General features: G+C 34.6%; 26 protein-coding genes and 1 tRNA gene. 20 read left to right on the forward strand and 7 right to left on the reverse strand.

Annotation, left to right across the window (positions count from 1 at the left end):
- The first annotated feature begins 2 nt into the window (after positions 1 to 2).
- The 3 genes from LNP22_RS01320 to LNP22_RS01330 all read left to right on the forward strand — a co-directional run bounded on the left by LNP22_RS01320 (position 3) and on the right by LNP22_RS01330 (position 3,382).
- On the forward strand, positions 3 to 1,724 hold the full coding sequence (locus tag LNP22_RS01320) for a PspC domain-containing protein (RefSeq protein WP_210667323.1): 1,722 nt from the start codon (positions 3 to 5) through the stop codon (positions 1,722 to 1,724).
- A gap of 3 nt (positions 1,725 to 1,727) precedes the next feature.
- On the forward strand, positions 1,728 to 2,459 hold the full coding sequence (locus LNP22_RS01325) for a head GIN domain-containing protein (protein WP_229974968.1): 732 nt from the start codon (positions 1,728 to 1,730) through the stop codon (positions 2,457 to 2,459).
- Between the two features lie 86 nt (positions 2,460 to 2,545).
- The gene (locus tag LNP22_RS01330) at positions 2,546 to 3,382 is read left to right on the forward strand and encodes a GIN domain-containing protein (protein ID WP_229974969.1); all 837 of its coding nucleotides are present in this window, start codon (positions 2,546 to 2,548) and stop codon (positions 3,380 to 3,382) included.
- Positions 3,383 to 3,499: 117 nt separating this feature from the next.
- Here LNP22_RS01330 and trxB read toward each other — a convergent pair whose 3' ends face one another.
- On the reverse strand, positions 3,500 to 4,447 hold the full coding sequence (gene trxB, locus LNP22_RS01335) for a thioredoxin-disulfide reductase (protein WP_210667326.1): 948 nt from the start codon (positions 4,445 to 4,447) through the stop codon (positions 3,500 to 3,502).
- A gap of 160 nt (positions 4,448 to 4,607) precedes the next feature.
- Here trxB and LNP22_RS01340 point away from each other — a divergent pair.
- The 7 genes from LNP22_RS01340 (at position 4,608) to LNP22_RS01370 (ending at position 10,314) form a co-directional block, all read left to right on the forward strand.
- Positions 4,608 to 4,682 (forward strand) — tRNA-Pro (locus tag LNP22_RS01340).
- Between the two features lie 289 nt (positions 4,683 to 4,971).
- Positions 4,972 to 5,739, forward strand: a complete 768-nt coding sequence (locus LNP22_RS01345) for a ParA family protein (protein WP_210667327.1) — start codon at positions 4,972 to 4,974, stop codon at positions 5,737 to 5,739.
- A 5-nt stretch (positions 5,740 to 5,744) separates the two neighbouring features.
- Positions 5,745 to 6,647, forward strand: a complete 903-nt coding sequence (locus LNP22_RS01350; protein ID WP_210667328.1) for a ParB/RepB/Spo0J family partition protein — start codon at positions 5,745 to 5,747, stop codon at positions 6,645 to 6,647.
- A complete protein-coding gene (locus LNP22_RS01355; protein ID WP_210667329.1) occupies positions 6,647 to 7,216 on the forward strand; it encodes a DUF5683 domain-containing protein in 570 nt (189 codons plus the stop codon). Before LNP22_RS01350 ends, LNP22_RS01355 begins: the two co-directional genes overlap by 1 nt.
- A 37-nt stretch (positions 7,217 to 7,253) precedes the next feature.
- Positions 7,254 to 7,955: a 4-hydroxy-tetrahydrodipicolinate reductase gene (gene dapB / locus LNP22_RS01360; protein ID WP_229974970.1), complete on the forward strand. Its 702-nt coding sequence runs from the start codon at positions 7,254 to 7,256 to the stop codon at positions 7,953 to 7,955.
- Positions 7,956 to 8,029: 74 nt separating this feature from the next.
- Positions 8,030 to 9,607 carry a signal peptidase I gene (lepB, locus tag LNP22_RS01365; protein WP_229974971.1) on the forward strand — a complete coding sequence of 526 codons (1,578 nt, stop codon included), beginning with the start codon at positions 8,030 to 8,032 and terminating at the stop codon, positions 9,605 to 9,607.
- Positions 9,608 to 9,693: 86 nt separating this feature from the next.
- A complete protein-coding gene (locus tag LNP22_RS01370; protein ID WP_229974972.1) occupies positions 9,694 to 10,314 on the forward strand; it encodes a WbqC family protein in 621 nt (206 codons plus the stop codon).
- An 86-nt stretch (positions 10,315 to 10,400) separates the two neighbouring features.
- Here the strand turns inward: LNP22_RS01370 and LNP22_RS01375 are convergent, their stop codons facing one another.
- From LNP22_RS01375 to LNP22_RS01400, 6 genes are all read right to left on the reverse strand, one after another.
- The gene (locus LNP22_RS01375; RefSeq protein WP_210667333.1) at positions 10,401 to 11,447 is read right to left on the reverse strand and encodes an endonuclease/exonuclease/phosphatase family protein; all 1,047 of its coding nucleotides are present in this window, start codon (positions 11,445 to 11,447) and stop codon (positions 10,401 to 10,403) included.
- A gap of 17 nt (positions 11,448 to 11,464) precedes the next feature.
- Positions 11,465 to 12,328 (reverse strand): rhomboid family intramembrane serine protease, encoded by an 864-nt coding sequence (locus LNP22_RS01380; protein WP_229974973.1) that lies wholly within the window; start codon positions 12,326 to 12,328, stop codon positions 11,465 to 11,467.
- Positions 12,329 to 12,371: 43 nt separating this feature from the next.
- On the reverse strand, positions 12,372 to 13,121 hold the full coding sequence (locus tag LNP22_RS01385) for a rhomboid family intramembrane serine protease (protein WP_229974974.1): 750 nt from the start codon (positions 13,119 to 13,121) through the stop codon (positions 12,372 to 12,374).
- Complete coding sequence (mutL, locus tag LNP22_RS01390) at positions 13,118 to 15,010, reverse strand: DNA mismatch repair endonuclease MutL (RefSeq protein ID WP_229974975.1); 1,893 nt, start codon at positions 15,008 to 15,010, stop codon at positions 13,118 to 13,120. Before mutL ends, LNP22_RS01385 begins: the two co-directional genes overlap by 4 nt.
- 562 nt (positions 15,011 to 15,572) lie before the next feature.
- Positions 15,573 to 16,145: a 6,7-dimethyl-8-ribityllumazine synthase gene (gene ribH / locus LNP22_RS01395; RefSeq protein WP_229974976.1), complete on the reverse strand. Its 573-nt coding sequence runs from the start codon at positions 16,143 to 16,145 to the stop codon at positions 15,573 to 15,575.
- Positions 16,146 to 16,222: 77 nt separating this feature from the next.
- Positions 16,223 to 17,005 (reverse strand): tetratricopeptide repeat protein, encoded by a 783-nt coding sequence (locus LNP22_RS01400; protein WP_210667338.1) that lies wholly within the window; start codon positions 17,003 to 17,005, stop codon positions 16,223 to 16,225.
- Positions 17,006 to 17,248: 243 nt separating this feature from the next.
- Here LNP22_RS01400 and recF point away from each other — a divergent pair, with 243 nt between their 5' ends.
- The 10 genes from recF to LNP22_RS01450 all read left to right on the forward strand — a co-directional run bounded on the left by recF (position 17,249) and on the right by LNP22_RS01450 (position 26,581).
- Positions 17,249 to 18,328 carry a DNA replication/repair protein RecF gene (recF, locus tag LNP22_RS01405; RefSeq protein WP_229974977.1) on the forward strand — a complete coding sequence of 360 codons (1,080 nt, stop codon included), beginning with the start codon at positions 17,249 to 17,251 and terminating at the stop codon, positions 18,326 to 18,328.
- A 72-nt stretch (positions 18,329 to 18,400) separates the two neighbouring features.
- The gene (locus LNP22_RS01410) at positions 18,401 to 19,078 is read left to right on the forward strand and encodes a DUF2461 domain-containing protein (protein ID WP_229974978.1); all 678 of its coding nucleotides are present in this window, start codon (positions 18,401 to 18,403) and stop codon (positions 19,076 to 19,078) included.
- 91 nt (positions 19,079 to 19,169) lie between these two features.
- The gene (locus LNP22_RS01415; protein ID WP_229976343.1) at positions 19,170 to 20,219 is read left to right on the forward strand and encodes a glycosyltransferase; all 1,050 of its coding nucleotides are present in this window, start codon (positions 19,170 to 19,172) and stop codon (positions 20,217 to 20,219) included.
- Between the two features lie 177 nt (positions 20,220 to 20,396).
- A complete protein-coding gene (locus LNP22_RS01420; protein WP_229974979.1) occupies positions 20,397 to 21,437 on the forward strand; it encodes an aldo/keto reductase in 1,041 nt (346 codons plus the stop codon).
- A gap of 47 nt (positions 21,438 to 21,484) precedes the next feature.
- Positions 21,485 to 22,402, forward strand: a complete 918-nt coding sequence (locus LNP22_RS01425; RefSeq protein ID WP_319624841.1) for a helix-turn-helix domain-containing protein — start codon at positions 21,485 to 21,487, stop codon at positions 22,400 to 22,402.
- A 161-nt stretch (positions 22,403 to 22,563) separates the two neighbouring features.
- Complete coding sequence (locus LNP22_RS01430) at positions 22,564 to 22,992, forward strand: hypothetical protein (RefSeq protein WP_229974980.1); 429 nt, start codon at positions 22,564 to 22,566, stop codon at positions 22,990 to 22,992.
- Between the two features lie 180 nt (positions 22,993 to 23,172).
- Complete coding sequence (gene murB / locus LNP22_RS01435; protein ID WP_229974981.1) at positions 23,173 to 24,186, forward strand: UDP-N-acetylmuramate dehydrogenase; 1,014 nt, start codon at positions 23,173 to 23,175, stop codon at positions 24,184 to 24,186.
- A gap of 49 nt (positions 24,187 to 24,235) precedes the next feature.
- Positions 24,236 to 24,850 (forward strand): FMN-binding negative transcriptional regulator, encoded by a 615-nt coding sequence (locus LNP22_RS01440; RefSeq protein ID WP_229974982.1) that lies wholly within the window; start codon positions 24,236 to 24,238, stop codon positions 24,848 to 24,850.
- An 82-nt stretch (positions 24,851 to 24,932) separates the two neighbouring features.
- Positions 24,933 to 26,039 carry a glycosyltransferase gene (locus tag LNP22_RS01445; RefSeq protein WP_210667345.1) on the forward strand — a complete coding sequence of 369 codons (1,107 nt, stop codon included), beginning with the start codon at positions 24,933 to 24,935 and terminating at the stop codon, positions 26,037 to 26,039.
- A complete protein-coding gene (locus LNP22_RS01450; RefSeq protein WP_229974983.1) occupies positions 26,030 to 26,581 on the forward strand; it encodes an RNA polymerase sigma factor in 552 nt (183 codons plus the stop codon). The genes LNP22_RS01445 and LNP22_RS01450 overlap by 10 nt, the downstream gene beginning before the upstream one ends.
- Positions 26,582 to 26,661 lie beyond the last annotated feature (80 nt).

Genomic DNA, 26,661 nt, shown 5'->3' on the forward strand with positions numbered 1-26,661 from the left:
TCATGAACAAAACAGTAAATATAAACTTAGGAGGCATGTTTTTTCACATTGATGAAGATGCATACTTAAAATTAACGCGCTATTTTGACGCCATAAAACGTTCTTTGAACAACTCATCCGGACAAGACGAGATCATTAAAGACATCGAAATGCGTGTTTCTGAATTACTTACAGAGAAACAAAAAAGCGAAAAACACGTTGTGGGTTTAAAAGATGTTGATGAGGTAATTGTAGTGATGGGACAACCAGAAGATTACATCATTGAAGACGATACAAAATCGAATCAATCGTTTAATAATAGCGCTACGAGAAAAAACAAAAAATTATACCGAGATAAAGAAAACGGTATGATTGGAGGTGTAGCAACTGGGTTGGGACATTATTTTGGAATTGAAGCCGTTTGGATAAAAGTGCTTTTCCTGATCTTTGTTTTTGCTGGTTTTGGAACTGGAATCTTAGCCTATTTTGTACTTTGGATTGTAACTCCTGAAGCAGTTACAACCTCTGAGAAATTGGAAATGACTGGCGAGCCGGTTACTATTTCGAATATCGAAAGAAAAGTACGTGAAGAAATTGAGTCATTATCTGACCGTTTTAAAAATGCTGATTATGACCAAATGGGAAACCAGGTAAAGTCGGGAGCTGAGAGAATAAGTAGTTCGTTTGGAGACTTTATAATGACCGTTTTTAAAATCTTCGCAAAATTTTTAGGCGTTATTTTGATCATGGCCGGAATCACAACTTTGATTCTGCTTTTAATTGGAGTTTTTACTTTGGGAACTAATATTTTTATTGATTTTCCTTGGCAAAACTTTGTAGAAGCTGGTAATTTTACAGAATATCCTATCTGGTCATTTGGCTTATTGATGTTCTTTGCTGTTGGAATTCCGTTTTTCTTTTTGACGCTTTTAGGCTTTAAACTATTGGCTCCAAACATTAAAACAATAGGCAATATTGCAAAATACACTTTACTTGCGGTTTGGATCATTTCGGTAGCAATTGCAATCAGTATCGGAATCAAACAAGCAACTGAAATTTCGCACGATAATAAATCGGTTGAGAAAAAAGCAATCAACATTACCGCAAAAGATACCTTGTATGTAAAATTTAGATACAATGATTATTTTGCCAAAGATCTTGATCACCACGGAGATTTTGAATTTGTACAAGACTCTGCCAACAATCAGCTGATTTATTCTACAGATGTGCGCTTGCATGTTTTACACACAGATGAAGCAACGCCTTATTTGCAGATAGAAAAAAGTGCCAGAGGAAATTCGCTTATTGCAGCAAAACAAAGAGCCGAGAAGATAAATTATAAAGTTCAGATTAACGGAAATCATTTGGTATTGGATAATTATTTTTTAACAGATGTAAAAAATAAATTCAGAGGTCAGGAAGTTGATGTATATTTGTACTTACCAGAAGGACAATTGTTTAAACCAGACACGTCTGTACAAGATTATGACAATTCTGATGATTCATTTTTTAACTTACATTTTAGTGGAAACTACATTTATAAAGTTCAAAATTCGAATATAAAATGTTTAAACTGCCCTGAAGACGAGAATGAATACAATGATGTTGAGGAACAGAATGATATCGAAAATGACACAGTAAAAGAAGTTTCGATAAAAATAAATGGTAAAGAAGTTTTAAACGGTAAAAAAAGCTCAGGAAAATTAACCACTGATAAAAACGGAGTAATAATTAAAATTAATTAAGTCATGATAAAAATAATCATACACATAACCAAGTTTTTAATTGCAACGATTACCGCATTATTATTTGCTTCTTGTAATTTTAATGTCAACGCTATCGAAGGAAGCGGCAATGTAACCAAAGAAAAAAGAATAGTGCAGGGCGAATTTAAAAAAGTGTCTGTAAGCAACGCAATCGAATTGGTAATAGAACAATCTGACAGCACGGAAATCATTGTAGAAGCAGATGATAATGTACAAAAAGAAATTTCGGTTTCGGTTGAGGAGGGTACATTGGTGATTCGCAGCGAACACGGATCTTTTAGCAACGCAACCAGAAGAGTACTTGTAAAAATGCCGATTATTGATCAAATTGAAGCATCGAGTGCCGCAGCTGTAAGCAGTAAAAATACTATCGAAGGGCAAGATATTGATTTAGAAACTTCGAGTGCCGCCACGATGGATGTGACGATAGAATCTGATACAATTTCTCTGGATTCTGGTAGCGGAAGTTCTGTTAGCATCAAAGGAAAAGCATTAAAACTGGTTACTTCTGCTTCAAGCGGTTCTAGTATTAATGCAGAAAAATTATTAGCAAACGAGATCGAAGCTGAAGCCTCAAGCGGAGCGAGTGTAAACATTCATCCGATAGTAAAACTTAAAGCAGAAGCTTCAAGCGGAGGAAGCATTAATTATGATACAACTCCAAAAATCATTGAAAAAAGTTCACATTCTGGCGGAAGCATCAGTAAAGGTTAAACTTAAAATAGTTATAAAATATAAAGGAATCATTCATCAAAAGTGGATGATTTTTTTATATTTGTGAAAATCAAATTAAATACGAAATGAAAAAAATCAGCATATTACTTTTACTGTTAGTAGTAACCGCTACATCATTTGCTCAAAAGAGAGAGAAGATAAAAGGATCTAAAATCGTAACGACTTCGATAAAAGAAGTTGGTGATTTTGATGCCATTGAGGTAGATGACAACATCGAATTGTATCTGGAAAGAGGAGAAAAAAACGAAATAAAAATTGAAGCCGATGACAATTTACATGATATTATCGGAATGGATTTGAGAGATAAAACGCTTCGTTTATATACTTCTAAAGAATCTTCTATTTTTAAAAAACTAAGTGTTCGCGTGACGTACACTAGCTCACTTAAAAAAGCAATTGCCAAAAATGAAGCCATTATTTATGCTATTCAAGAACTTACATTAGACGATTTGACGATCAATGCCTATGATTATTCTAAATTATTTTTGAATGTAAATTCTAAAAAATTTAGTCTCGTAGTAGACGACAAAACAAAAACCGAATTGAATTTGAAAGCAGACAATGGTAACTTGCAATTGAGTAAAAATGCTGTTGTAAAAGCATTAATTACTGCCAAAGAATTTAAGTGTGATCAGTACCAACGAGGAACAGCGACTCTTGAAGGTTTTGTTGAAAAAGGAAGCATACGTTTAGACAATAATACTACTTTTACAGGAACAAAACTTTCTATAAAGCAAGCTTCTCTTGTTGCAGAGAGTTATTCTACTGCCACTATTTTTGCAGAAATTGGAATTTCAATAGCTGCAGGAGACAAATCTGAAGTTACCCTTTACGGAAATCCTAAAATAGAACTGACCCGATTTAGCGAAGAAGCAAAATTGATTAAGAAGATTAGTAAATAGTTTCAGGTTACTACACCTATAAAAAAATCCCATTCGATAATAGAATGGGATTTTTTTTACTCGAAATTTTACGTTCTAATAAACTTGAAACCTGAAATTATTTAAACCTCTAAAAATTTATTCTTTTGAAGCTAAATAACGTTCCGCATCCAGCGCCGCCATACAACCTGTACCCGCAGCGGTAATTGCCTGACGATACACATGGTCAGCAGCATCACCGGCTACAAAAACACCTTCAACATTTGTTTTTGATGTTCCCGGAGTATTAATGATATAACCCGTTTCGTCAAGAGTAATGTAATCTTTAAAAATATCTGTATTGGGTTTATGACCAATTGCAACAAAAAATCCGGTTGCAGGAATCTCAAAAACCTCTCCAGTTGTTTTATTCATTGCTTTTATAGCGTGAACCACTTGCTGATCTCCTAAAACTTCAACTGTATCGTGATTCATCAAAATCTCAATATTTTCGGTTTTACGAACACGTTCTTCCATGATTTTTGAAGCTCTGAATTTTTCGCTTCTTACCAACATTGTCACTTTCTTGCAAAGTTTAGACAAATAATGAGCCTCTTCACAGGCAGAATCTCCTGCCCCAACGATTACCACTTCCTGATTACGGTAGAAAAATCCATCACAAACTGCACAAGCCGAAACTCCTCCGCCCATTTGCAAATAATGTTGTTCAGAAGGTAATCCTAAATATTTTGCCGAAGCTCCTGTAGAAATAATGACTGTTTCACAGTGCAATTCGATTGTATCGTTTATCCAAACTTTTTTGATCTCTCCGGAAAAATCAACTTTAGTTGCCCAACCATCACGAATATCAGTACCAAAACGTCGGGCTTGCTCTTGCAACTGAATCATCATTTCCGGACCAGTTATTCCCTCAGGGTTACCAGGCCAGTTTTCAACCTCATTAGTCGTAGTCAATTGACCACCTGGCTGCATTCCTTGATATAAAACTGGATTCATATTTGCTCTGGCAGCATAAATTGCAGCAGTATATCCGGCAGGACCAGAACCAATAATTAAGCATTTAATTTTTTCGATTGTATCTGACATAGTGTGATCGTATTAATGTTTTTTGATGGAACAAAGGTAAACTTAATTATAAAAATTTCCAGCCAAAACAAATCCAAAATAACTATTAGAAAATAAGTTTTATTTATTTGCTCTTTTTCCTTTTGTAAAAGAAATTTATTGCTATATTTGCAACCGCTTACGGGGTGTAGCGTAGCCCGGTTATCGCGCCTGCTTTGGGAGCAGGAGGCCGCAGGTTCGAATCCTGCCACCCCGACAAAAGTCTTTTCAAAAAAATTGGAAAGACTTTTTTTTTGATCAAAATTGTCCTCACACATCAATTATTCTTCTTTTGCTTTCTTTAATACTCAATTTGAAGTTGTTTTTTAACTAAAAAAAGCATTTTAGATTTGTTGATTTTGAAAAAAAATTACAATTCTGTTAAAAATAAATTCTTCCTAAGACCTATCAAACAACGGTTCATCAAAGTTTATTAAATGTTAACAAAATAGATTTTCAGAAACCATAAATAATTGTATTTTTACGGTTCAAAATTCAGAAAATAAATGGGCAAAATCATTGCGATTGCTAATCAAAAAGGAGGCGTTGGAAAGACTACTACATCAGTAAACCTAGCGGCCTCATTGGGTGTTTTAGAAAAAAAAGTATTATTAATAGATGCTGATCCTCAAGCAAATGCCACGTCTGGCCTTGGTATTGATGTAGAATCTGTTGAGATTGGAACCTACCAAATACTTGAACACAGCCACACACCCAAAGAAACCATCATTCAATGTTCGGCCCCTAACGTTGATGTGATTCCTGCTCACATTGATCTTGTTGCCATTGAAATCGAGTTGGTCGATAAAGAAAACAGAGAATACATGCTAAAAAAAGCATTAGAAAGTGTTAAAGATGAGTATGATTTTATTATCATTGATTGTGCTCCATCATTAGGCTTGCTAACTTTAAATGCTTTGACAGCTGCAGATTCTGTCGTAATCCCTATCCAGTGCGAATATTTTGCATTAGAAGGATTAGGTAAATTATTGAATACCATAAAAAGTATTCAAAAAATTCACAACCCCGATCTTGACATCGAAGGATTATTGCTAACCATGTACGATTCCAGATTACGATTATCCAATCAGGTTGTAGAAGAAGTTCAGAAACACTTTAACGACATGGTTTTTGAAACCGTCATTCAGCGAAATGTAAAATTAAGCGAAGCTCCAAGTTTTGGAGAAAGCATCATCAATTATGACGCCACCAGCAAAGGAGCGATTAATTATATCAATTTAGCTCAAGAAATTATAAAGAAAAACAGCAAATAGTTTTTATGACAAAAGCAATTAAAAAACAAGCCTTAGGAAGAGGATTATCGGCATTATTAAAAGATCCGGAAAACGACATTACATCAGTAGAGGACAAAAATGCTGACAAAGTTGTTGGAAATATTATTGAGCTTGAAATAAGTGCTATAGAAATAAATCCTTTTCAGCCTAGAAGTAATTTTAATGAAGAGTCCTTACGAGAATTAGCGACTTCTATCAAGGAACTTGGTGTCATTCAACCTATTACTGTTCGGAAATTAGACTTCAACAAATACCAATTAATTTCTGGAGAGCGTCGTTTGCGTGCTTCTACTTTGGTTGGCTTAACGACAGTTCCCGCTTACATTCGTATTGCCAACGATAACGAATCTTTGGTTATGGCATTGGTGGAGAACATTCAGCGTCATGATTTAGACCCTATCGAGATTGCACTTTCGTACCAACGTTTGATTGATGAAATTCAATTGACACAGGAACAAATGAGTGAACGAGTAGGAAAAAAACGCTCTACAATTGCCAATTATTTGCGCCTTTTAAAATTAGACCCAATTATCCAAACGGGTATTCGTGACGGTTTTATTAGCATGGGACACGGTAGAGCCATCATCAATATTGAAGATTTAGACATTCAAACCGATATTTATCAAAAAATTGTCAGCCAAAATTTATCAGTTCGAGAGACGGAAACTTTGGTTAAAAATTATCATGAAAGTCTGAAACCAAAAGTAGAAGGAAAAGCAAAACCAGAATCTTCTTTTGCCATTGAAGAAGAGAAGAAAAACGCTATCACTGATTATTTTGGTGCGAAAGTTGATATAAAAGTCGCTGGTAACGGAAAAGGAAAAATTACAATTCCTTTTAATTCTGAAGCCGACTTTAATCGAATCATAAAATTAATAAACGGATAGTGAATAAAATTGTCCCCATAAGTTTCTTGTTCTTTCTTATAGGAACCGTTTCTCTTTTTGCTCAGGCAAAAGAAGATGCGGTTTTGATTGTTAAAGACACTGTTGCATTGCAAGAAATAGACCCGCTTACACCAGCCAAAGCTGCCTTTTATTCGGCCATTTTACCTGGTTTAGGTCAGGCATACAACAAAAAATACTGGAAAATTCCGCTCGTGTACGGAGCAATTGGTACAAGTTTATATTTTTATATCGACAATAATAAAAAATACCGCGATTATCGCAACGAATATAAAAGAAGGCTCGAAGGAAATGGTATCGGAACCGGAGGTAAATATGACTATCTGGACGAAAGCAGACTGATTGCAGGACAAAAATTCTATCAGCGAAACAGAGATTTATCGGCTTTGTTTGTAGTCGCTTTTTACGCTTTAAACATTATAGATGCCAATGTAGACGCGCATTTAATTCAATTTAATGTAAATGAAAGATTGTCCATGCATCCCGAAATTTACCCCAACGATGTAACGTTTAAACCAAACGTTGGACTAACTTTTAATTACAAGTTCTAAATAGCACTGCTATCTAAAATTAATAAAAAAATACAAAATGAAAATTGCATTATTAGGATATGGAAAGATGGGTAAAGTAATCGAAAGAATTGCTTTAGAAAGAGGTCATGAAATTGTTTTAAAAAAGGATGAATCCAATTCTTTTGAAGGACTTTCGACCGCCGATGTCGCCATAGATTTTAGTGTGCCAACTGCTGCTGTAGACAATATTTCGAACTCTTTTAACGCCAATGTTCCAGTAGTTTCGGGAACAACAGGATGGTTAGAACATTATGACGAAATGGTAACTCTTTGTAACGAAAAACAAGGCGGTTTTATCTCAAGTTCAAATTTTAGCTTGGGCGTCAATATTTTCTTCGAATTGAATGAATATTTGGCCAAAATCATGTCTCAATTTGACTCTTACAATGTGTCGATGGAAGAAATTCATCATACTCAAAAACTAGATGCTCCCAGCGGAACTGCTATTTCCCTTGCAAAAGGAGTTATAGAAAATAGCGCTTACGCGAAATGGACTTTGGAAGAAGCCAAAAAAGATGAAATCTTTATCGAGGCCAAAAGAATCGGTGATGTTCCCGGAACTCACACCGTAACATACAATTCTACTGTTGATAGCATCGAAATCAAACATACGGCACATAATCGTGAAGGTTTTGCGCTAGGAGCCGTTATTGCCGCAGAATGGCTAGCAGGCAAAAAAGGTGTTTTTACCATGAAAGACGTATTAAACTTAAAATAAACAGATTTTAAACATTTAAGGTATCATTTTAATTTTTTAAAAAGCCTTAAACTTTAAACTTTAAAAAAAATATTATGACAATCAATCACTGGTTTCTTTTTTTCTTAGCAGTACAAGTAATCCATTTTTTAGGAACCTGGAAATTATATCAGGCTGCCGGAAGAAAAAGCTGGGAAGCCGCCGTTCCTGTTTATAATTCAATTATTTTAATGAAAATCATCAGTCGACCAACTTGGTGGACTTTATTGCTTTTTATTCCGATTATTAACCTCATCATGTTTCCTGTCGTTTGGGTAGAAACGTTGAAAACCTTCGGAAAAAAATCAACTGCAGACACTTTTCTAGGAATCTTCACCTTGGGATTTTATATCTATTATGTAAATTATACACAAAAACTAGTATACAATAGCGACAGAAAATTAACTCCCGAAAACAGGACTGCAGATACGGTAAGCTCTTTACTTTTTGCGATTATTGTGGCAACTTTGGTACATACATACGTGGTACAACCTTTTACTATTCCAACAGCATCATTAGAAAAATCCCTACTTATTGGAGATTTTCTTTTTGTAAGCAAAGTAAATTACGGCCCTAGAACTCCAATGACAACAGTTGCGTTTCCAATGGTGCATGACACTATTCCGTTTGTAAAAATCAAATCGTATTTAAGCAGACCGCAATTGCCTTATTTCAGACTACCCGCTTTAGAAAAAATAAAGAACAATGACATTGTAGTGTTTAACTGGCCAACAGACACCGCTTTTAATATGTACATTCGTCCCGACAAAAGTTATTACAAACCTATTGATAAAAAAACCAACTATGTAAAACGTTGCGTAGGGATTCCTGGCGATCAGTTGCAGATCAAAGACGGTATTGTTTTTATTAATGGCAAAGAACTTATTTTACCTGAAAGAGCAAAACCACAGTATTCGTATGCAGTTGCTTTAGACGGCAAAACACCTATAGATTTTGAGTCTCTGGCCAAAGAATTAGACATTACAGATGGTGCTTATTTCCCGGATGTTCAGAAAAGAGACACCTTAATTTTTACTGCCCTGACACAAGCTAGTGCAGAAAGAATCAAAAACACACCTGGAGTAACAGCTATAAATAGAGAAATCAAAAAAGGGCCGGAAGACGGTATATTTCCTGATTATCAAGACGGAAAACCTTCTACAACCAACAATTGGAGCTGCGATAATATGGGCCCAATTTACATCCCGCAAGCCGGAAAAACCATTACTTTGACAAAAGAAAATCTTCCGCTGTACAAAGCCATTATTACCAATTATGAAGGACATAAATTAGTTGTTAACGGCGATCAAATTGTTATTGATGACAAACCGACTACGAGCTACACTTTCGAACAAAATTATTACTGGATGATGGGAGACAACCGTCATAACTCCTTAGATGCACGTTATTTTGGATACACACCTGAAAACCACATTGTAGGAAAACCAGTTTTTATTTGGATGAGCTGGGATAGCAACGGAAAAGGAATAAACAAAATTCGCTGGGACAGAGTTTTTACTACTGTGAGCGGAGAAGGACAACCTCAATCGTACTTCAAATATTTCTTAATTCTGCTTGCTGCTTATTTTGTTGGTGAGTTTTTATGGAGAAAAAGAAAAGAGAATAAAGCATAAAAAAAATTATTCGTTGCACTGGTAAATCGTTTAATCGTTTCTTTAAGAGTACGATTAAACGATTTACCAATTAAACAAAAATTACAATGAACTCTCTACTACTTCCTACCTATTTTCCGTCTATCAGTCATTTTGCGATTATGGTGCAATCTGAAAATTTAACTTTTGAAATGGAAGATAATTTTCAGAAACAAACTAATCGAAATCGTACCTACATTTATAGTCCAAACGGAATTCAGCTTCTGAATATACCCATAAAACATTCTAAAACACTACATCAAAAAACAAAAGATGTCCTGATAGAAAATGAATTTGACTGGCAAAAACAACATTTTAAATCTTTAGAAGCAGGATATAGAAGTTCACCGTTTTTTGAGTTTTTTGAAGATGATATTCGACCTATTTTCGAAAAAAAACACACCTTCTTGATGGACTTAAATATGGAAGTTTTAGACCTTTTGACGAAATGTATGAGACTGAAATTAGATTTTAGTAAAACAACTGAATATTTTCATGAAGTGAATAATTTGGTTGATTTCAGACCTTTGGCAAATGGCAAAAAAGACCTTAATTTGTTCGAAAAATATCCACAGGTTTTTGATGACAAACATGGCTTTATCAACAATCTCAGTATTTTAGATTTACTTTTTAATGAAGGTAAATTTGCATTAGATTACTTAAAATCACAGAAGATAGCAGTAAAATAAGCGATCACTATTCTTATATGTATGTTTGTTTGTTTTATAAGTAGTTGGTTCGTGAGATTTCTATTTTTAGAATTTTTTCTGTTATTTTATTCCATAGATAGCCTTGCCATTACAGGATAATGGTCAGAATTTTCAAAATCAGAAAAACTTTCAAATTGCTTCACTTTCATCTTGCTATCTGCAAAAATATAATCGATACGAGCTGGATAATATTTAAATTTATAAGTAGCTCCAAAGCCTTCTCCAGCTTCTTCAAAAGAGTCTTTCAGTTTGCCTTTTATATTGCGATAAACGTACGAAAACGGACTATTATTCATGTCTCCGCAAATAATAATTGGATATTTGCATTCCTTTATATTTTCCTTAAAAACTGCTGCCTGCTCCTGCTGCTGTCTAAATGCTTTACTAATTCTGGTAAAAATAAGTTGTGATTTTTGCTGATTTACATTATCTATATTATCCGAAATCTCATTGACATCGGGAGAAATTTTAATAGACTGCAAATGCATATTGTACACACGAATAACATCCTTTCCCCTTTTGATATCGGCATAAATCACATTATTATTTGATTTTGGAAAAACAATATTCCCTTCGTACAAAATAGGAAACTTAGAGAAAATGGCCTGACCTGTTTTTATCTGATCACCTTCGATAAAAATATAGCGATGCGGATATACTTTCAGATCAATATGAGCCGAGTTTGAATATTCCTGAATGCATAAAATATCCGGATTTTTATCATCTATAAATGTTTTTATGTTAGACGGAATATCATCTCGCTGCAGCCATTTAAACACATTAAAAAGACGAACATTATAGCTCATGACAGAGAAATCCTTTTCGTCCTGGACATATTCTTTTGCCGAAAATTTGTAAAACTTACTTATAAAAGTAATTCCGGTTAACAACACCAAACCAGACAAAATAAGGCGTTTTTTAAACTGGATTCCCCAATAAACGAAGAACAAACCGTTGAGCACAAAAAAGGCGGGCATAAAAAGCGTGAGTACCGACAATAACGGAAAACTTTTGGGCGCCAGAAATGGCAAGACATAGACACTAAAAGTCAAGACCGTCAGTACTATATTCAAAAAGAACATTATTTTATTAAACCACGAAAGGTTTTTCATATTTTTTTGCTAATGGATTATTTTCCAGCTTTAAATAGAAATTCTTTTTCTTCTTGTGTTAAACAATCATAGCCAGACTGACTAATTTTGTCTAAAATTTCATCAATCTGTTGTTGCGTTTTATCTTTCGTAACAATTTTTGATGGCGTTTTTTCTGTAGGTTTTTTGTAATTTTTATGTACTTTTTTGAAAGGGGTCGAAGGGGATTTTCGGAATAAATTTACGAAAAAATCTATTATTTTGGAGACTATCTTACTCAAATCAATTCCGTTTTGAAGTAATTTAATAAAAATGAATCCAAAAAAAGCTCCAGCTAAATGTGAAATATGTCCGCCGGTATTATCTAAACGAAACTGCATTAAATCAAGAACCAGAATTACTGCCGTAATATGCCAAAGTTTAACATTGCCAATTAGTAACAAACTTACATTCATTAATGGCTGATAGGTTGTTACGGCAACTAAAATTGCCATAATTGCAGCGGAGGCTCCAACAATAGATCCTGCAACGTTTAAAAAATAAAAACTCAACGAAAAAACAACACCAGAAAAAATAGCACTTAAAATGTACAATCCTAAATATTGCTTTTGAGTAAAAAAGGTCATAAATAAATTGCTGGCAAAATTCAAGACCATCATATTAAACAGTAAATGAAAAAATGTAGCATGAAAAAATGCATACGTTAAAAATGTCCATGGTTTAAACATAAACGCATTTGGATCTGATGATAGTGCAAGCCAATTTGGATACGCAAAACCACCTCCCGAATATTCATAGAAGAATACCAAAGAAATCAGGAAACAAGCAATGTTCCAGTAAATAACACGCATTGCGATACCTCCTAATTTATATTGTAATTTTAAATCATCTAAAATATTCATACAGACTTTCTTTTGGTTTTCTATTTTTTATCTAAATTAAAAATTAATTCCAACGATTTTTATTAAATTGATTTTTTTTCCAATACCACATAATCAGAAAGGCAAATAAAGCTCCTCCAATATGTGCATAATGTGCTACTCCGTCGTTAAGTCCCAAAAATGAGTTTCCAAATATTCCGAAGAACCCATCATATAAAAGGATATAACCTGGAACAAAATACTTCGCTTTTATCGGAATAGGAATAAACAAAAGTCCTAACTCAGCATTAGGAAACATAAACACAAAGGCCACCATCAATCCGTAAACAGCCCCTGAAGCCCCTAAAACAGTCCCCAAATACGAACCTATAAAATGTTGATATTGAGAAACAGACAAAAGCTCTTGCCATCTCGTATCGATTTTTCCATCGTGTAAAAGATTTAAAATAGTACTTTTTGGAAACCCACTGTTTACCAAAGTATTCAAACCATCTTGAAAGAAATAATAATTTACAGCATAATTAATCAGCGCAGCGCCCAAACCACACGAAATGTAAAAGAACAAAAACTTCTTTCCTCCCCAAAAATGTTCTAAAGTAGAACCAAATGAATACAAAGCAAACATATTAAAAGCAATATGCCCAATTCCTGCGTGCATAAACATGTGCGTAAGAGGCTGCCAAAGCTTAAAACCAGGGTTTTCTGGAAAAAACATCATAAAATATTCATACGACACAGGCACAAGCTGAGATCCTATAAAAAATATAATATTAATGATCAATAATTGTTTTACTACGGGAGTCACGTTCATCATAAGGCAAACTTTTTATCAATATCTTCCACACGCATGGTGATGAAAGTTGGTTTTTGAAAAGGTGAAATATTAGGATCTTTACAGGCAAACAAACCATTTACAATGTTGTCCTGTTCTTTTTCGGTTAAATAAGATCCGGTTTTAACTGCTAAACTTTTGGCCATAGATTTGGCTATGGTATCATTTTGGCTGTAACTGCTCGCTGGAATTCCGTCTTGCAGATCACTCACCAACTGTTCGATTACAAGCGAAACTTCACTTTCGGTGATGTTTACGGGAATTCCGGAAATCACCACATGATCACTTTGGGCTTCCTCAAAAACAAAACCTGTGGTGGCGAGTGAAGGTTTTAATTCTTCGATTAGTTTCATTTCGCTTGACGAGAAAAACAAATTTAAAGGAAATAACAATTGCTGGCTCAAAGCCTGATTAACCGTCATATTCAGCAAAAATTGTTCGTATAAAATACGCTCATGCGCCCGCTTTTGATCGACAATGACCATTCCCGACTTTATTGGCGAAACAATATATTTTTTATGTATTTGATATGTTTTATGAATAGCCTGTTCTACCTCATCATCATTAAATAATGACGAAGTTACCTCTTCGTTTTCGAACGTAAAAGGAGAACTTTCTATGTTATCTGTTTCCAGACCCACGTACAAACTTTCCCAGCTCGCTGTTGGCTCTACTCTTTTATTGTATCCTGAATAGGAAACCGAACTAAAATTTCCTCCAGATCCAGAACTGGCTTTAGCATAATGCTGATTGGTTTTGTCATCTGTAAAAGGATTAAAAGTACCATCTACCTGAATAGTGGGTGTCTCTGCCTCTACATCTTTATAGTGATAAGGTGTATCTAAATTGGCGTCACGATCAAAATCTAAAACTGGCGCTACATTAAACTGACCTAAACTATGCTTTATCGAAGCTCTTAAAATCGCATACAAAGCCTGCTCATCATCAAACTTAATCTCTGTTTTGGTGGGATGAATGTTAATATCGATGGTGTTGGGCGGCACCTGCAAATACAAAAAATAGCTAGGTTGCGAGCCGTCTTTAAGCAATCCGTCATAAGCAGCCATCACAGCATGATGCAAATAACCACTTTTAATAAAACGATCGTTAACAAAAAAGAATTGCTCTCCCCTGTTTTTCTTGGCAAATTCAGGTTTACAAACGAATCCCTGCACATTTATAATTTCGGTATCTTCATTAACTGGAACCAATTTTTCATTGGTTTTACCCGACATGATTCCGACAATTCGCTGACGGTATCCTGCTGCAGGCAGATTGTACATTTCACTTCCATTATGATAAAAAGTAAAATGAATATTAGGATGTGCCAAAGCTACACGCTGAAACTCGTCCATAACGTGACGAAACTCTACCGTATCAGACTTTAAGAAATTTCGTCTGGCAGGAATATTAAAAAACAAATTTTTGACGGCAAACGACGTTCCTTTTGGCAAAACGGCAACTTCTTGCGACACAAATTTACTGCCTTCTATTACAATATGTGTTCCTAACTCTTCCTGATCCTGTTTGGTTTTCATTTCCATGTGGGCAATTGCCGCAATAGAAGCCAATGCCTCACCTCGAAACCCTTTTGTATGTAGTGAAAATAAATCTTCGGCCTGACGAATTTTTGAGGTGGCATGACGTTCAAAACACAAACGAGCATCGGTAACACTCATTCCCATACCATTATCAATAACCTGAACCAGTGATTTTCCGGCATCTTTAATGATTAATTTAATGTCGGTTGCTTTTGCATCAACAGCATTTTCCAGCAATTCTTTTACAACTGAAGCGGGTCTTTGAACCACTTCTCCAGCGGCAATTTGATTAGCAACGTGATCAGGAAGTAATTGAATAATACTAGACATTGAAAATTTTTGATTGTCGATTAAAGATTTTTGATTTTTGATTTAAAATCTAAACCAAGGTGTACAAATTTAATGAATTTCTATGGGCTTTCAGAATAAGTCTTGTCATAAAAAAAACAAAAAACCTGTACTATTTTACAAAGTACAGGTTCTTAGTATTTTCATAGCAAATGTATTTATTCCCTAATATAAAAGTGATTTCCTAATATATCTTTCAAAGCCACTAAAACCAACCAGACAAAAATTGCAAAAAGCAATATTGCATATCCAGGTTTTAATTGACCAAGAGTCATATAAACAAGGAAAAGAGCAAATGCAAATGAACCTATACCGACTATAAATAGAAAACTGAATTTGAATCTGTTTCTCTAAATTCATTAATAGCAACAACTGACATACATACTGCATAAACCCAAATAAACATATTTATCAGAGAGTCAGCTGATTCTGGATAATGTTCCAACATATTAAAGGAATTCCAGAAAACACAAATTGTTAGTAAAATTCTAGAAATTGCCCAAAACACCCTAGTTTTACAGAAAAACTCATCCATAATCTTTTTTTATTCTTTTTCTATTTTCATAGGAGTTTCTTCGATTTGAAGAGCCCCCGATGATAGCAACGGCTGATTAAAAGGATGTGACATAGAAGCCTGTTGACGAATGTAAGCCATTTTGATAGCCGCAATCGCTGCTTCAGTTCCTTTGTTTCCGTGAATTCCTCCACTTCTGTCAATAGACTGTTGCATAGTATTGTCTGTCAAAACACAAAAAATAACCGGAATATCGGTTTGAACATTCAAGTCCTTAATTCCTTGCGTAACACCTTCGCAAACAAAATCAAAATGCTTTGTCTGCCCCTGAATTACACATCCAATAACAATAACGGCATCTACATTTTGTGTCTGCAACATTTTTTTTGCGCCGTAAATCAGTTCAAAACTCCCTGGAACATTCCAACGAATAATTTGCTGAGCAGGAACTTCACAATCGATTAATGCTTCAAAAGCGCCTGTGTAAAGTCCTTCGGTTATGGTTTCGTTCCATTCAGAAACAACAATCCCAAATCGAAAATCTTTCGCATTTGGGATTGTGTTTTTATCGTATTCTGATAAATTTTTATTTTCGGTAGCCATCTGTATATTTTAGAATTAAGATTTCAGATTGCAAAAATACAAATCTAAAATCTAAAATCTGAACTCCATAAATTATATTATTGCGCTAATCCAATTAAAGCATCTACAGAAGCTGCTTCTGGTGTTGCATCATAATTGTCTTTAATATCTGTAAAATATTTCAAAGCATCTTCTTTCTGACCTAAAGCCAAAGCCGTTTTCCCTGCTTTTAATAAAAAACGAGGCGTTGTAAAATCATTTTTGTTAGATTCTGCTGCTTTTACATAATAGTCTAAAGCTTCTTTTTGCTTGTTTTTTTGAGAATATGCATCTCCAATTCCGCCTTTGGCCAGAGCACTTAAAATTAAATCTTCCGATTTAAAATCACCTAAATATTTAATAGCTTCGTCAAATTTACCTGTATTTAGGTATGCCATACCCGCATAATAATTAGCCAAATTTCCAGCATCTGTACCAGAATATTCGTCAGCAATTTTTACAAATCCAAATTTTCCTTCAGAACCATTCAATGCCAATTTGTATAATGAATCGCTTGCTACACCTTCTGTTGCTTTCTGAAAGTTTTGTTGTGCAACAAACATTTCGTTAGCAGCTTCATCTTGTTTAGGAGCTTCAATAAATTTTTGATAAGCCAAATATCCGATAGTTGCAACAGCAATACCAGCAACTAATCCAATAATAATTTTTTGATTTTTAGCAACCCAGTCTTCTGTTTTAGAAGCTGTTTCATCTAATTTTGAAAAAACACCGGCAGTTGTACTATCTTTCTCATCAATGATTACTTGTTGATCTTCGGTAACAACTTCTTTAACTTCCTTTTCTTTTGGTGTTTTATATCCTCTTTTATTGTAAGTAGCCATTTAAAATTAATTTAGTGAACGGCAAAAATAAAATTTTTATTGAAACTGAAGTATAAAAAATCAACTTTATAGCTAATTTTATAAAAAATAATTCGAATATCAAGAAGTTGTTTCATTTAGACAGTAAAATAATTCATCTTCAAAAAGCCTAAAAGCCCATTATATCGATAATTTTCAATAATTTGCACCCTCAAATTACTACGGCTCTAAAACGCCAAACATTACCATTTCAGTCCCTTAAAAATGCATTTAAACAAAATTTCTTTATTCAATTATAAAAATTTCTCCGAAGCCAGTTTCGAATTCGACCACAAAATCAATTGTTTTGTTGGAAAAAACGGAATCGGAAAGACAAATGTGCTCGATGCAATTTATCATTTGGCATACGGAAAAAGCTATTTTAATCCGTTGGCGGTGCAAAACATCAAACACGGTGAAGAGTTTTTTGTAATTGATGCCGAACTCGAAAAAAATGAAAGAACCGAGCAAATTGTATGCAGTTTAAAAAAAGGGCAAAAAAAAATCTTAAAAAGAAACGGAAAAGCCTACGATAAATTCTCAGACCACATTGGTTTTATTCCTCTGGTAATTATTTCGCCAGCCGATCGTGATTTAATTGTAGAAGGAAGCGAAACGCGACGTAAATTTATGGACAGCGTGATCTCGCAACTCGATGCGACTTATTTGCATCAGCTCATTCAATACCAAAAAATAATTGTGCAGCGCAACGCTTTACTCAAATATTTTGCGCTCAATCATACTTTTGACAACGATACCTTATCTATATATAATGAACAACTAAACGGCATCGGACAATCTATTTTCGAAAAAAGAAAAGAATTCCTCGCACAATTTATACCAATATTTAAGGCACACCACCAAGCAATAACAGGAGCCGAAGAATCGGTGCAATTGGTTTACGAAAGTCATTTGTATGAAAAAGACTTACTGACACTTTTACAAGAAAACATCAACAAAGACAGAGCATTGCATTATACAAGCGTAGGCATTCACAAAGACGATTTGTCTTTTGAAATTGATTCGCATCCCATAAAAAAATTCGGCTCACAAGGTCAGCAAAAGTCATTTTTGATTGCTTTAAAATTAGCGCAATTTGAATTTTTGAAAAAACAAAGTGGTGTAAAACCGATCTTGCTCTTTGATGATATTTTTGACAAATTAGACGAAAGCCGCGTTGCTAAAATTGTCGAAATGGTCAACAGCGAAACTTTTGGCCAGTTATTCATTTCAGACACACATCCCGAAAGAACCGAAGCCATTGTAAAATCGACGCATCAGAGTTACAAAATATTCAATTTGTGATTTAGTAAATTTTAAAAATCATTACTTTAGCGAAAGCAAAATTTTAAAAAACAACTGCAATAAATACTCAATATGCTAACGAAAGAATCATTGCAATTTTTAGACGATTTAAAAAAGAACAATAATAGAGATTGGTTTCAGGACCAAAAAAAACGATACGAGATTTTCAAGAAAGACTATCACCAATTGGTGCAAGACTTTCTGGATGCGATGAAACCGCTAGATCCTTCTTTAGAATTATTAGAAGTTAAAAATTGCACATTCAGAATCAATCGTGACATTCGGTTTTCTAAAGACAAATCACCTTATAAAGCACATTTGGGCGTTTGGCTCTCGTCTGGCGCAAAAGGTCAAAATCGTTCTGGTTATTACGTTCATATAGAAAAAGGGGCGAGTTTTATCGCTGGAGGATTTTATTCGCCTGAAGCGGAAGAACTAAAAAAAGTACGCAAAGAAATTGCTTTTTTTTACGATGATTTAGAAGCTATTCTGAACGATAAAAACTTCAAAAAAGAGTTTGGCAGTTTGGATATTAACGAAAGTAATGCACTTAAAAATCCGCCAAGAGGTTACGAAAAAGACCATCCTGCAATTGAGTTCTTAAAACTAAAAAGTTTCACTGCTGCTCAAAAATTTGATATTTCAGAAGTCACTCAAAAAGATTTTGTGACCAAAATGAGTCAGAAATTAATCGCTTTAAAACCTCTGAACGAATTCATCAATCGCGCTTTAGAAACAGAAGAATTTTAAATTTTAAAAAGGTCGCCACTGATTTGAAGGATTCGCACAGATTAAAAAATCTTTTAAATCTTTTAATCTGTGGCAAAAAACAAATCACTTGATGAACAAAAGGAAAATACTTTTTCTTGGAGAATCTTACCGAGCAGACGCCATTACTTGGATGAAGGGTCTGAAAGAATTTGGCGATTTTGAAATTTGCACCTGGGAACTGCAAACTCCAAACAGCAAAAAATTCAAACGAATTCTGGAATACCTCTTTGCACCTATTTCAATTCGAAAAACCATCCGAAAAGAACAACCAGACATGATCATTGCCGAGCGCACCACCAGTTACGGCTTTCTCGCTGCTATTTCTGGTATGAAAACCATTGCTATTGCCCAACAAGGCCGCACCGATTTATGGCCGGAAGGTTCTTTTTTATATCCTTTCAAGAAATTAATACAAAAACATGCCTTCAAAAAAGCACATTTAATTCACGCTTGGGGTCCCGTCATGACCATTTCTATGAAAGCCATTGGTGTTGATATGCGTAAAGTTTTGGTGCTTCCAAAAGGAATTAACTTGTCGCTTTTTACACCTTCGATCAATACTTCAAACAAAATTGAAGCCATTGTCACCCGCTCTTTACAGCCCGAATACCGCCATGACATTATCTTGAGAGCTTTCGGAATTTTACATCAGAAACAAATTGATTTTTCGCTGACCATTGTGGGAGATGGAAGTCGTTTACAATTTATGAAAGATTTGGCCACAGCATTACAAATTGACAACAAGGTGATTTTTACTGGAAGAATCCCCAATACAACGCTTCCTAAGTTATTACAAGAATCGAATATTTATATCAGCATGCCCACTACAGAAGGGGTTTCGGCTTCTTTATTTGAGGCAATGGCGTGTTGTACCTACCCCATCGTTTCAGACATTCCTGGAAATCAAAGTTGGATTACACACGGCCAAAACGGACAATTGATTGAAATTGATAATATCGAAAAACTGGCAGAAGCATTGGTACTTACTTTTGAAAATTCCGCTTCCCGAAATCAGGCCATTCTACAAAACCGAAAGTTTGTTGAAGAAAACGCTAATTACGATCTTAACATGAAAATCATTTCTGAGCAATATCACGCATTGTTGGATTTGCAAAAATAATAGCATCTGAAAACAATATTTGATGAAATTAATTTACATGTTTAAACTTCAATAATAATAACATCCATAAAAAGCACAAGTGTTCAAACTTCATTTTGAACACAAACAACTTCATTTTGAACACTTGTAGGCTAGATAAACTGCTGACTTTTGTACTTCACAATTAAAGTAAAAAAGATGAAGTACAAAATTTTAGGAAATACAGGATTGAAAGTTTCAACACTTTGTTTGGGCACAATGAATTACGGAGGAAAAGGCTTCTTTGGCTACATGGGCAATCTTGATCAGAAAGCAGTTGATGAACAAATTAAAACCGTAACAGAAGCTGGCGTAAACTTTATTGACACCGCAAATATTTATTCAGAAGGGCTTTCAGAGACGATGATCGGACAGGCCATCAAAAATCTTTCGATCAACAGAGACGATTTGGTTTTGGCTACCAAAGTCAGAGGTTCAATGGGTAATGGCGAAAACAACAGAGGTCTTTCAAAAAAACACATTATTCAGCAAGTTGAAGCCAGCCTAAAAAGACTCGGAACCGACTATATTGATCTTTATCAAATTCACACAGCCGATCCTTTAACGCCCATCGAAGAAACCATTAAAACACTAGACGATTTAGTACGAAGCGGCAAAATAAGATACTTTGGCGCCAGCAACATGTCGGCTTGGCAATTAATGAAAGGTCTGGGATATTCGCACTACAATCATTTGGATAAATTTGCCTCTCTTCAAGCCAATTACTCCTTAGATGTAAGAGATGCAGAGCGAGAAATTGTACCAATGCTCCTTGACCAAAAAGTAGGTTTGATGGTTTGGAGCCCTTTAAGTGGTGGCTTACTAACAGGCAAATACACCAGAAACGGAAGCAACCAAGAAGGCCGATTAAACAATTTTCCTTTCCCTCCTTTTCACGAAGACAGAGCTTATGATGTATTAGACGTACTGATGCCAATGGCAGAGCAAAAACAAGTTTCAGTTTCTCAACTGGCATTGGCGTGGTTATTACATCAGCCCGTTGTAAGCAGCGTGATTATTGGTGCTACCAAATTACATCAGCTTCAGGACAATCTAAAAGCCGTTGCGGTTGCATTTACAAAAGAAGAATTAGATTTGTTAAACGAAGTCAGCAAATTACCTGTAGAATATCCTGCAAATGTTTTAGAAATCATGACGATGGACAGAAGTAGTGCAGGAGTTGATTTTTTAAATGCTTAAATTTACATACTAGCAGGCAGTAAAATAATGCTGCCTGCTCATTTTTGATGATGAAAAACACAGAACAAAACATAAAAAAAATTGTTTCGGTAAAAGAATTACACACTTTTATGGGCTTACCAAGTCCATTAAATCCTCTAATTACCATAATTGATCATGCTCAAACCCAAAAAAACAATCTGCCTTCGTCTCAAAAACTGCTTTTAGATTTTTATAATATATCCATCAAACGAAGTTTTAAAGGAAAATTAAAATACGGTAAAAATCTCTATGATTTTGATGATGGCACAATGTCTTTTATTGCACCCAACCAAATCATTAGTATTGATAACGAAGAAGATAGAAATACAGATGGCTGGTCATTATTGTTCCATCTTGACCTCATCAGGCAATATCAGTTGGGCAAGGCAATCAAAAATTATGGCTTTTTTTCTTACGGAGTAAACGAAGCACTGCATCTTTCAGAAGAGGAAGAAAAAACGCTGGAAGCCCTTGTGCAAAACATCCAAAAAGAAATAAATTCGAGATTAGATAATTTTAGTCAAGACGTGATCGTCTCCAATCTCGAGTTACTTTTAAGTTACTGCAACCGTTTCTACAACAGGCAATTTATTACCCGAAAAATGGCAACCAATGACTTGCTAACCAACTTTGAGCATCTTTTAGAAAATTATTTTAGTGATAATTCCGATTTAAAATTACCAACGGTCGAAAAACTAGCCACCGAACTCCATGTTTCCTCTTCTTATTTAAGTGATATGTTGCGAAACCTCACCGGCCAAAATACGCAACAACACATACATGATAAACTTATCGAAAAAGCCAAAGAAATTCTAACCACCACCAATTTGACTGTTAGTGAAATTGCCTATCATTTAGGTTTTGAATACCCACAATCTTTCAGCAAATTATTCAAAACCAAAACCAGTTTAACACCAATCGAATACCGACAAAGTTATAACTAAAAAATATAGTTACGCAGTCTCTATATAAATGCATAAAGTCTGAAAACGTATGGAAAACGCATCAATTAAAACAGTAACAAAATTTTCCATAACTTCGTTTGTAATAAAAAGAAGTACTAGGCAAAAAAACACCTCCCTTTTAGCAATTAGCCATAAAAAACATGAAAGCAATCGTTACAATTATATTTTTTATTACTAGTTTCACCTGTTTCGCTCAGGCAGAAAAAGTGGTTGGTAACTACACGCTTCAACTCGAAAACAAAGAGACTCATTTACTCGAATACAATCTGACGCTAAATCCAGACGGAACATTTTTCTTCCACTACTATTCAAATATTAAGTCCGGAATTCCGCCCGAGAGCAATAAATACGGCAAAGGAAACTGGACGATAGCAAACAACTTGGTTTCATTTTTTGCTGATAAAGAAAAAGATTTTGACGACAAACATACTCTCGACTTTACCAACACCAAAGCACGATTGATCATCAAATCTCCAAGAAACAAAACAGACCAAATAATCAAAACAAAATTACAATTCTTAGCATCAGATATCTTTTGGATGAAAAGAATTGATCTTTTTAAAGTATAAAATTCAGCAACGCCATATTACGTATTGCTTTGCTCTTTCAACTAGCCGCAAAACGTTATTTATTTTATTGAAGAAATACATCCAAAGTCCCTATTGGATATTTCTTCAAAATTCAACACAAATAAATTATAATCCTTACTTTTGAAGTCGGAATCAATTCTTCAAAAAAGTCTTTTATTTATGGAAATTCAATCTAATTTTTCTCTAAAAAACCACAACACTTTTGGTATCGAAGCCAAGGCAAAACAGTTTATCGCTGTGCATTCGATAGCTGAATTAAAAAGTATTTTAGAGGAAAACAAAACGCAGAAAAAATTTATTTTAGGCGGCGGCAGTAACATGCTTTTGACCCAAGATATTGATGCTTTGGTGATTCATATTGATTTAAAAGGCAAAAAAATAATCGAAGAAAACGATGATTTTGTTTGGGTAGAAAGTCAGGCTGGCGAGAACTGGCATGATTTTGTTCTCTGGACAATTGACCATAATTTTGGAGGTTTAGAAAACATGTCGCTCATTCCGGGCAACGTTGGCACCACTCCCGTGCAGAACATTGGCGCCTACGGAACCGAAATAAAAGACACCTTTGTTTCCTGCAACGCCATGAACATCAACACTCAGAAAACAAAAACTTTCACCAATGCCGAATGTAATTTTGGCTATCGCGAAAGTATCTTCAAAAACAAAGCCAAAGACCAATACATCATTACTTCGGTAGTGTACAAACTCACCAAACGCAATCATAAAATAAATATTTCGTACGGTGATATTACCACCGAATTGGCAAAAAACAACATCACTGCTCCCACCCTAAAAGACGTGAGCAATGCCGTAATTGCCATTAGACAAAGCAAATTACCCGACCCGAAAGAGTTAGGAAACAGCGGCAGTTTTTTTAAAAACCCTATTTTATTAAAGACAGATTTTGAACCTATTCATCAAAAATTTCCCGAAATGAAATTCTACGAAGTTTCAGAAACCGAAGTAAAAGTACCCGCCGGATGGTTGATCGAACAGGCAGGTTTTAAAGGAAAACGTTTTGGCGATGCAGGAGTACATAAAAATCAAGCGTTGGTTTTGGTCAATTATGGTAATGCTACAGGTCAGGAAATTTTGGCAGTTTCAAAAGCCGTTCAAACAACTGTTTTTGAAACATTTGGCATCGCTATCGAAGCAGAAGTCAATGTGATTTAAAACACAAATTTATAATAAAGACATTTTAAATTAAGGACAAAAAATTGTTATGTACACACCCAACCTCTATAAAAACGAAGATCAGGAAGCCATAAGAACTTTTCTTAAAGAAAATAGTTTTGGAATTTTAATCAATCAAACTCACGGAAAGTTGTGTGCAACTCACATTCCGATAGAGCTAGAGATGAATGCCGATGGAAAAGAAATTCTGCAGGGACATCTTTCTAAACTCAATCCGCAAGCGGAAGGCTTTGCAGAAAACGATCAGGTTTTGGCGGTTTTTACAGGACCACATGCGTACATTTCTTCGTCTTGGTACGACCACGAAAATGTACCGACATGGAATTATATTGCCGTACATGTTTACGGACGCATAAAAATTGTAGACGAAGAGGCAGCAATTGCATCTTTAAAAAAATTAGTAGACAAATACGAAGCCAATTCTGCAAACCCAGTACGCATCGAGGATTTGTCTGAAAAAACTATGCGCGAAGCCAGAGGAATCTATGCTTTTGAAATAGAAATTGATGAAATCCAAGCCACTAAAAAAATGTCTCAGAACAGAGATGATACTAATTATAAAAACATAATCACAGCGTTAGAAAAAACCGAAAACCCTCAGGCTATTGCCGTTGCAAAAGAAATGTCTAAATGCCGAAAGTAAATTGGTTTTAAGTATTGAAAATTAAGAATTCATAAGTACATTTGCACGCGCAAGACTTGAAATTAAAAGACATTAAAATCAGATGCTTACAATTACTTTTTACTTTTTTATTGCTATTGTTGTAATCCAAATTGCTTATTATTTAGGAATCTTTGGAAAATTTGCATTTGCTAAACCGCAACAAATCACACAAAAAAACCTTCCGGTTTCTGTAATTGTTTGTGCCAAAAACGAAGAAGAAAACGTAAAAAACTTTATTCCGCTACTGGCCCAGCAAAATTATCCTGATTTCGAAATTGTTTTGATTGATGATGCGTCCAGTGACGAAACATTAGAAGTTTTTGAAGAATTTGAAAAACAATATTCTAATATTCGTTTGGTAAAAGTGCAAAACAACGAAGCCTTTTGGGGCAACAAAAAATATGCCTTGACATTAGGAATAAAAGCATCCAAAAAAGAGTATTTGTTATTTACAGACGCCGACTGTTACCCAACCTCTACAGAATGGATCACGGCAATGACTTCTCAATTTACAATGAATAAAACCATTGTTTTAGGATATGGAGGTTATGAAAAAATAGAGCGTTCTTTATTGAATAAAATCATTCGTTTTGAAACCGTTTGTACCGCGCTACAATATTTCTCGTGGGCAAAAGTAGGCTTGCCATATATGGGTGTTGGTCGCAACTTAGCGTATAAAAAAGAAGAATTTTTTAATGTAAATGGTTTTATCGAACACATTCAGGTTCGTTCTGGAGACGATGATTTATTTATCAATCAGGCTGCCAATAAAGCCAATACTTCTATTTCGTACATCCCCGAAAGTTTTACGTATTCAAAACCAAAAGAAAGCTACAAAGAGTGGTTCACCCAAAAAAGACGACACGTTACTACAGCAAATTACTACAAAGCTTTTGATAAAATTCAGTTGGGAATTTTCTACAGCTCACAATTATTTTTCTTTTTATCAGTTATCGTTTTATTGGCTTTCCAATTTCAATGGATCGCTGTACTGGCTTTGCTTGCCACACGTTACACCATTGCATGGATTGTAGTAGGTTTTTCTGCGGGCAAACTAAAGGAACACGATATTAAAATTTGGTTTCCCGTTTTAGAAATAGCGCTTATATTTACACAAATTAATATCTTTATTACTAATATCTTTTCAAAACCTGTACATTGGAAATAAATTCTAAAATAGAAAAAGCAAAAAAAGGCGACCAAATAGCCTTCACTTTTTTATTAGATTATTACTGGAATGAAGTGTACGGTTTTATGCTAAAACGCACCGAAAACGAAACCACAGCAGAAGATATTGCAATTGAAACGTTTGCCAAAGCCTTTGACAAAATTGCTTCATACAACTCTGAATTTCAATTTAACACGTGGCTAATTGCTATTGCAAAAAATGTCTATATTGATTTGTTACGTAAAAGAAAAACCAATCTTTTTATAGAAATCACAGACGCCGAAGACCAACAAGCTTACAATATTGCCGACACCACTCCGTCTGCAGAAGATGCTTTAATTAAGGAGCAAAACCTCTCCCGATTACTACAATGTGTTAAAGAACTAAAACCACATTATCAGGAAGTCATTCAGTTACGCTATTTTCAGGAAATGAGTTATCAGGAAATTGCATTAAAAATTGATGAACCTTTGAGTAATGTCAAAGTAAAATTACTTCGCGCTAAAAAATTATTAGCAGAAATCATCGAACGTAATAGATAATTCATTATCTTTAGTTAAAGATTAAGATATTAATATCTTTTTTCTTAATTATCTAAATACTAACTTAATAAAAACTCAAT

This window comes from Flavobacterium flavipigmentatum, from assembly GCF_020911905.1.
GTDB lineage: Bacteria > Bacteroidota > Bacteroidia > Flavobacteriales > Flavobacteriaceae > Flavobacterium > Flavobacterium flavipigmentatum.

What these genes read in the sequence shown, in the direction of transcription:
- LNP22_RS01320 (WP_210667323.1), top strand. Translation starts at nt 3, where the DNA reads ATGAACAAAACAGTAAATATAAACTTAGGAGGCATGTTTTTTCACATT.
- LNP22_RS01325 (WP_229974968.1), top strand. Translation starts at nt 1,728, where the DNA reads ATGATAAAAATAATCATACACATAACCAAGTTTTTAATTGCAACGATT.
- LNP22_RS01330 (WP_229974969.1), top strand. Translation starts at nt 2,546, where the DNA reads ATGAAAAAAATCAGCATATTACTTTTACTGTTAGTAGTAACCGCTACA.
- trxB (WP_210667326.1), bottom strand. Translation starts at nt 4,447, where the DNA reads ATGTCAGATACAATCGAAAAAATTAAATGCTTAATTATTGGTTCTGGT.
- LNP22_RS01345 (WP_210667327.1), top strand. Translation starts at nt 4,972, where the DNA reads ATGGGCAAAATCATTGCGATTGCTAATCAAAAAGGAGGCGTTGGAAAG.
- LNP22_RS01350 (WP_210667328.1), top strand. Translation starts at nt 5,745, where the DNA reads ATGACAAAAGCAATTAAAAAACAAGCCTTAGGAAGAGGATTATCGGCA.
- dapB (WP_229974970.1), top strand. Translation starts at nt 7,254, where the DNA reads ATGAAAATTGCATTATTAGGATATGGAAAGATGGGTAAAGTAATCGAA.
- lepB (WP_229974971.1), top strand. Translation starts at nt 8,030, where the DNA reads ATGACAATCAATCACTGGTTTCTTTTTTTCTTAGCAGTACAAGTAATC.
- LNP22_RS01370 (WP_229974972.1), top strand. Translation starts at nt 9,694, where the DNA reads ATGAACTCTCTACTACTTCCTACCTATTTTCCGTCTATCAGTCATTTT.
- LNP22_RS01375 (WP_210667333.1), bottom strand. Translation starts at nt 11,447, where the DNA reads ATGAAAAACCTTTCGTGGTTTAATAAAATAATGTTCTTTTTGAATATA.
- LNP22_RS01380 (WP_229974973.1), bottom strand. Translation starts at nt 12,328, where the DNA reads ATGAATATTTTAGATGATTTAAAATTACAATATAAATTAGGAGGTATC.
- LNP22_RS01385 (WP_229974974.1), bottom strand. Translation starts at nt 13,121, where the DNA reads ATGATGAACGTGACTCCCGTAGTAAAACAATTATTGATCATTAATATT.
- mutL (WP_229974975.1), bottom strand. Translation starts at nt 15,010, where the DNA reads ATGTCTAGTATTATTCAATTACTTCCTGATCACGTTGCTAATCAAATT.
- ribH (WP_229974976.1), bottom strand. Translation starts at nt 16,145, where the DNA reads ATGGCTACCGAAAATAAAAATTTATCAGAATACGATAAAAACACAATC.
- LNP22_RS01400 (WP_210667338.1), bottom strand. Translation starts at nt 17,005, where the DNA reads ATGGCTACTTACAATAAAAGAGGATATAAAACACCAAAAGAAAAGGAA.
- recF (WP_229974977.1), top strand. Translation starts at nt 17,249, where the DNA reads ATGCATTTAAACAAAATTTCTTTATTCAATTATAAAAATTTCTCCGAA.
- LNP22_RS01410 (WP_229974978.1), top strand. Translation starts at nt 18,401, where the DNA reads ATGCTAACGAAAGAATCATTGCAATTTTTAGACGATTTAAAAAAGAAC.
- LNP22_RS01415 (WP_229976343.1), top strand. Translation starts at nt 19,170, where the DNA reads ATGAACAAAAGGAAAATACTTTTTCTTGGAGAATCTTACCGAGCAGAC.
- LNP22_RS01420 (WP_229974979.1), top strand. Translation starts at nt 20,397, where the DNA reads ATGAAGTACAAAATTTTAGGAAATACAGGATTGAAAGTTTCAACACTT.
- LNP22_RS01425 (WP_319624841.1), top strand. Translation starts at nt 21,485, where the DNA reads ATGATGAAAAACACAGAACAAAACATAAAAAAAATTGTTTCGGTAAAA.
- LNP22_RS01430 (WP_229974980.1), top strand. Translation starts at nt 22,564, where the DNA reads ATGAAAGCAATCGTTACAATTATATTTTTTATTACTAGTTTCACCTGT.
- murB (WP_229974981.1), top strand. Translation starts at nt 23,173, where the DNA reads ATGGAAATTCAATCTAATTTTTCTCTAAAAAACCACAACACTTTTGGT.
- LNP22_RS01440 (WP_229974982.1), top strand. Translation starts at nt 24,236, where the DNA reads ATGTACACACCCAACCTCTATAAAAACGAAGATCAGGAAGCCATAAGA.
- LNP22_RS01445 (WP_210667345.1), top strand. Translation starts at nt 24,933, where the DNA reads ATGCTTACAATTACTTTTTACTTTTTTATTGCTATTGTTGTAATCCAA.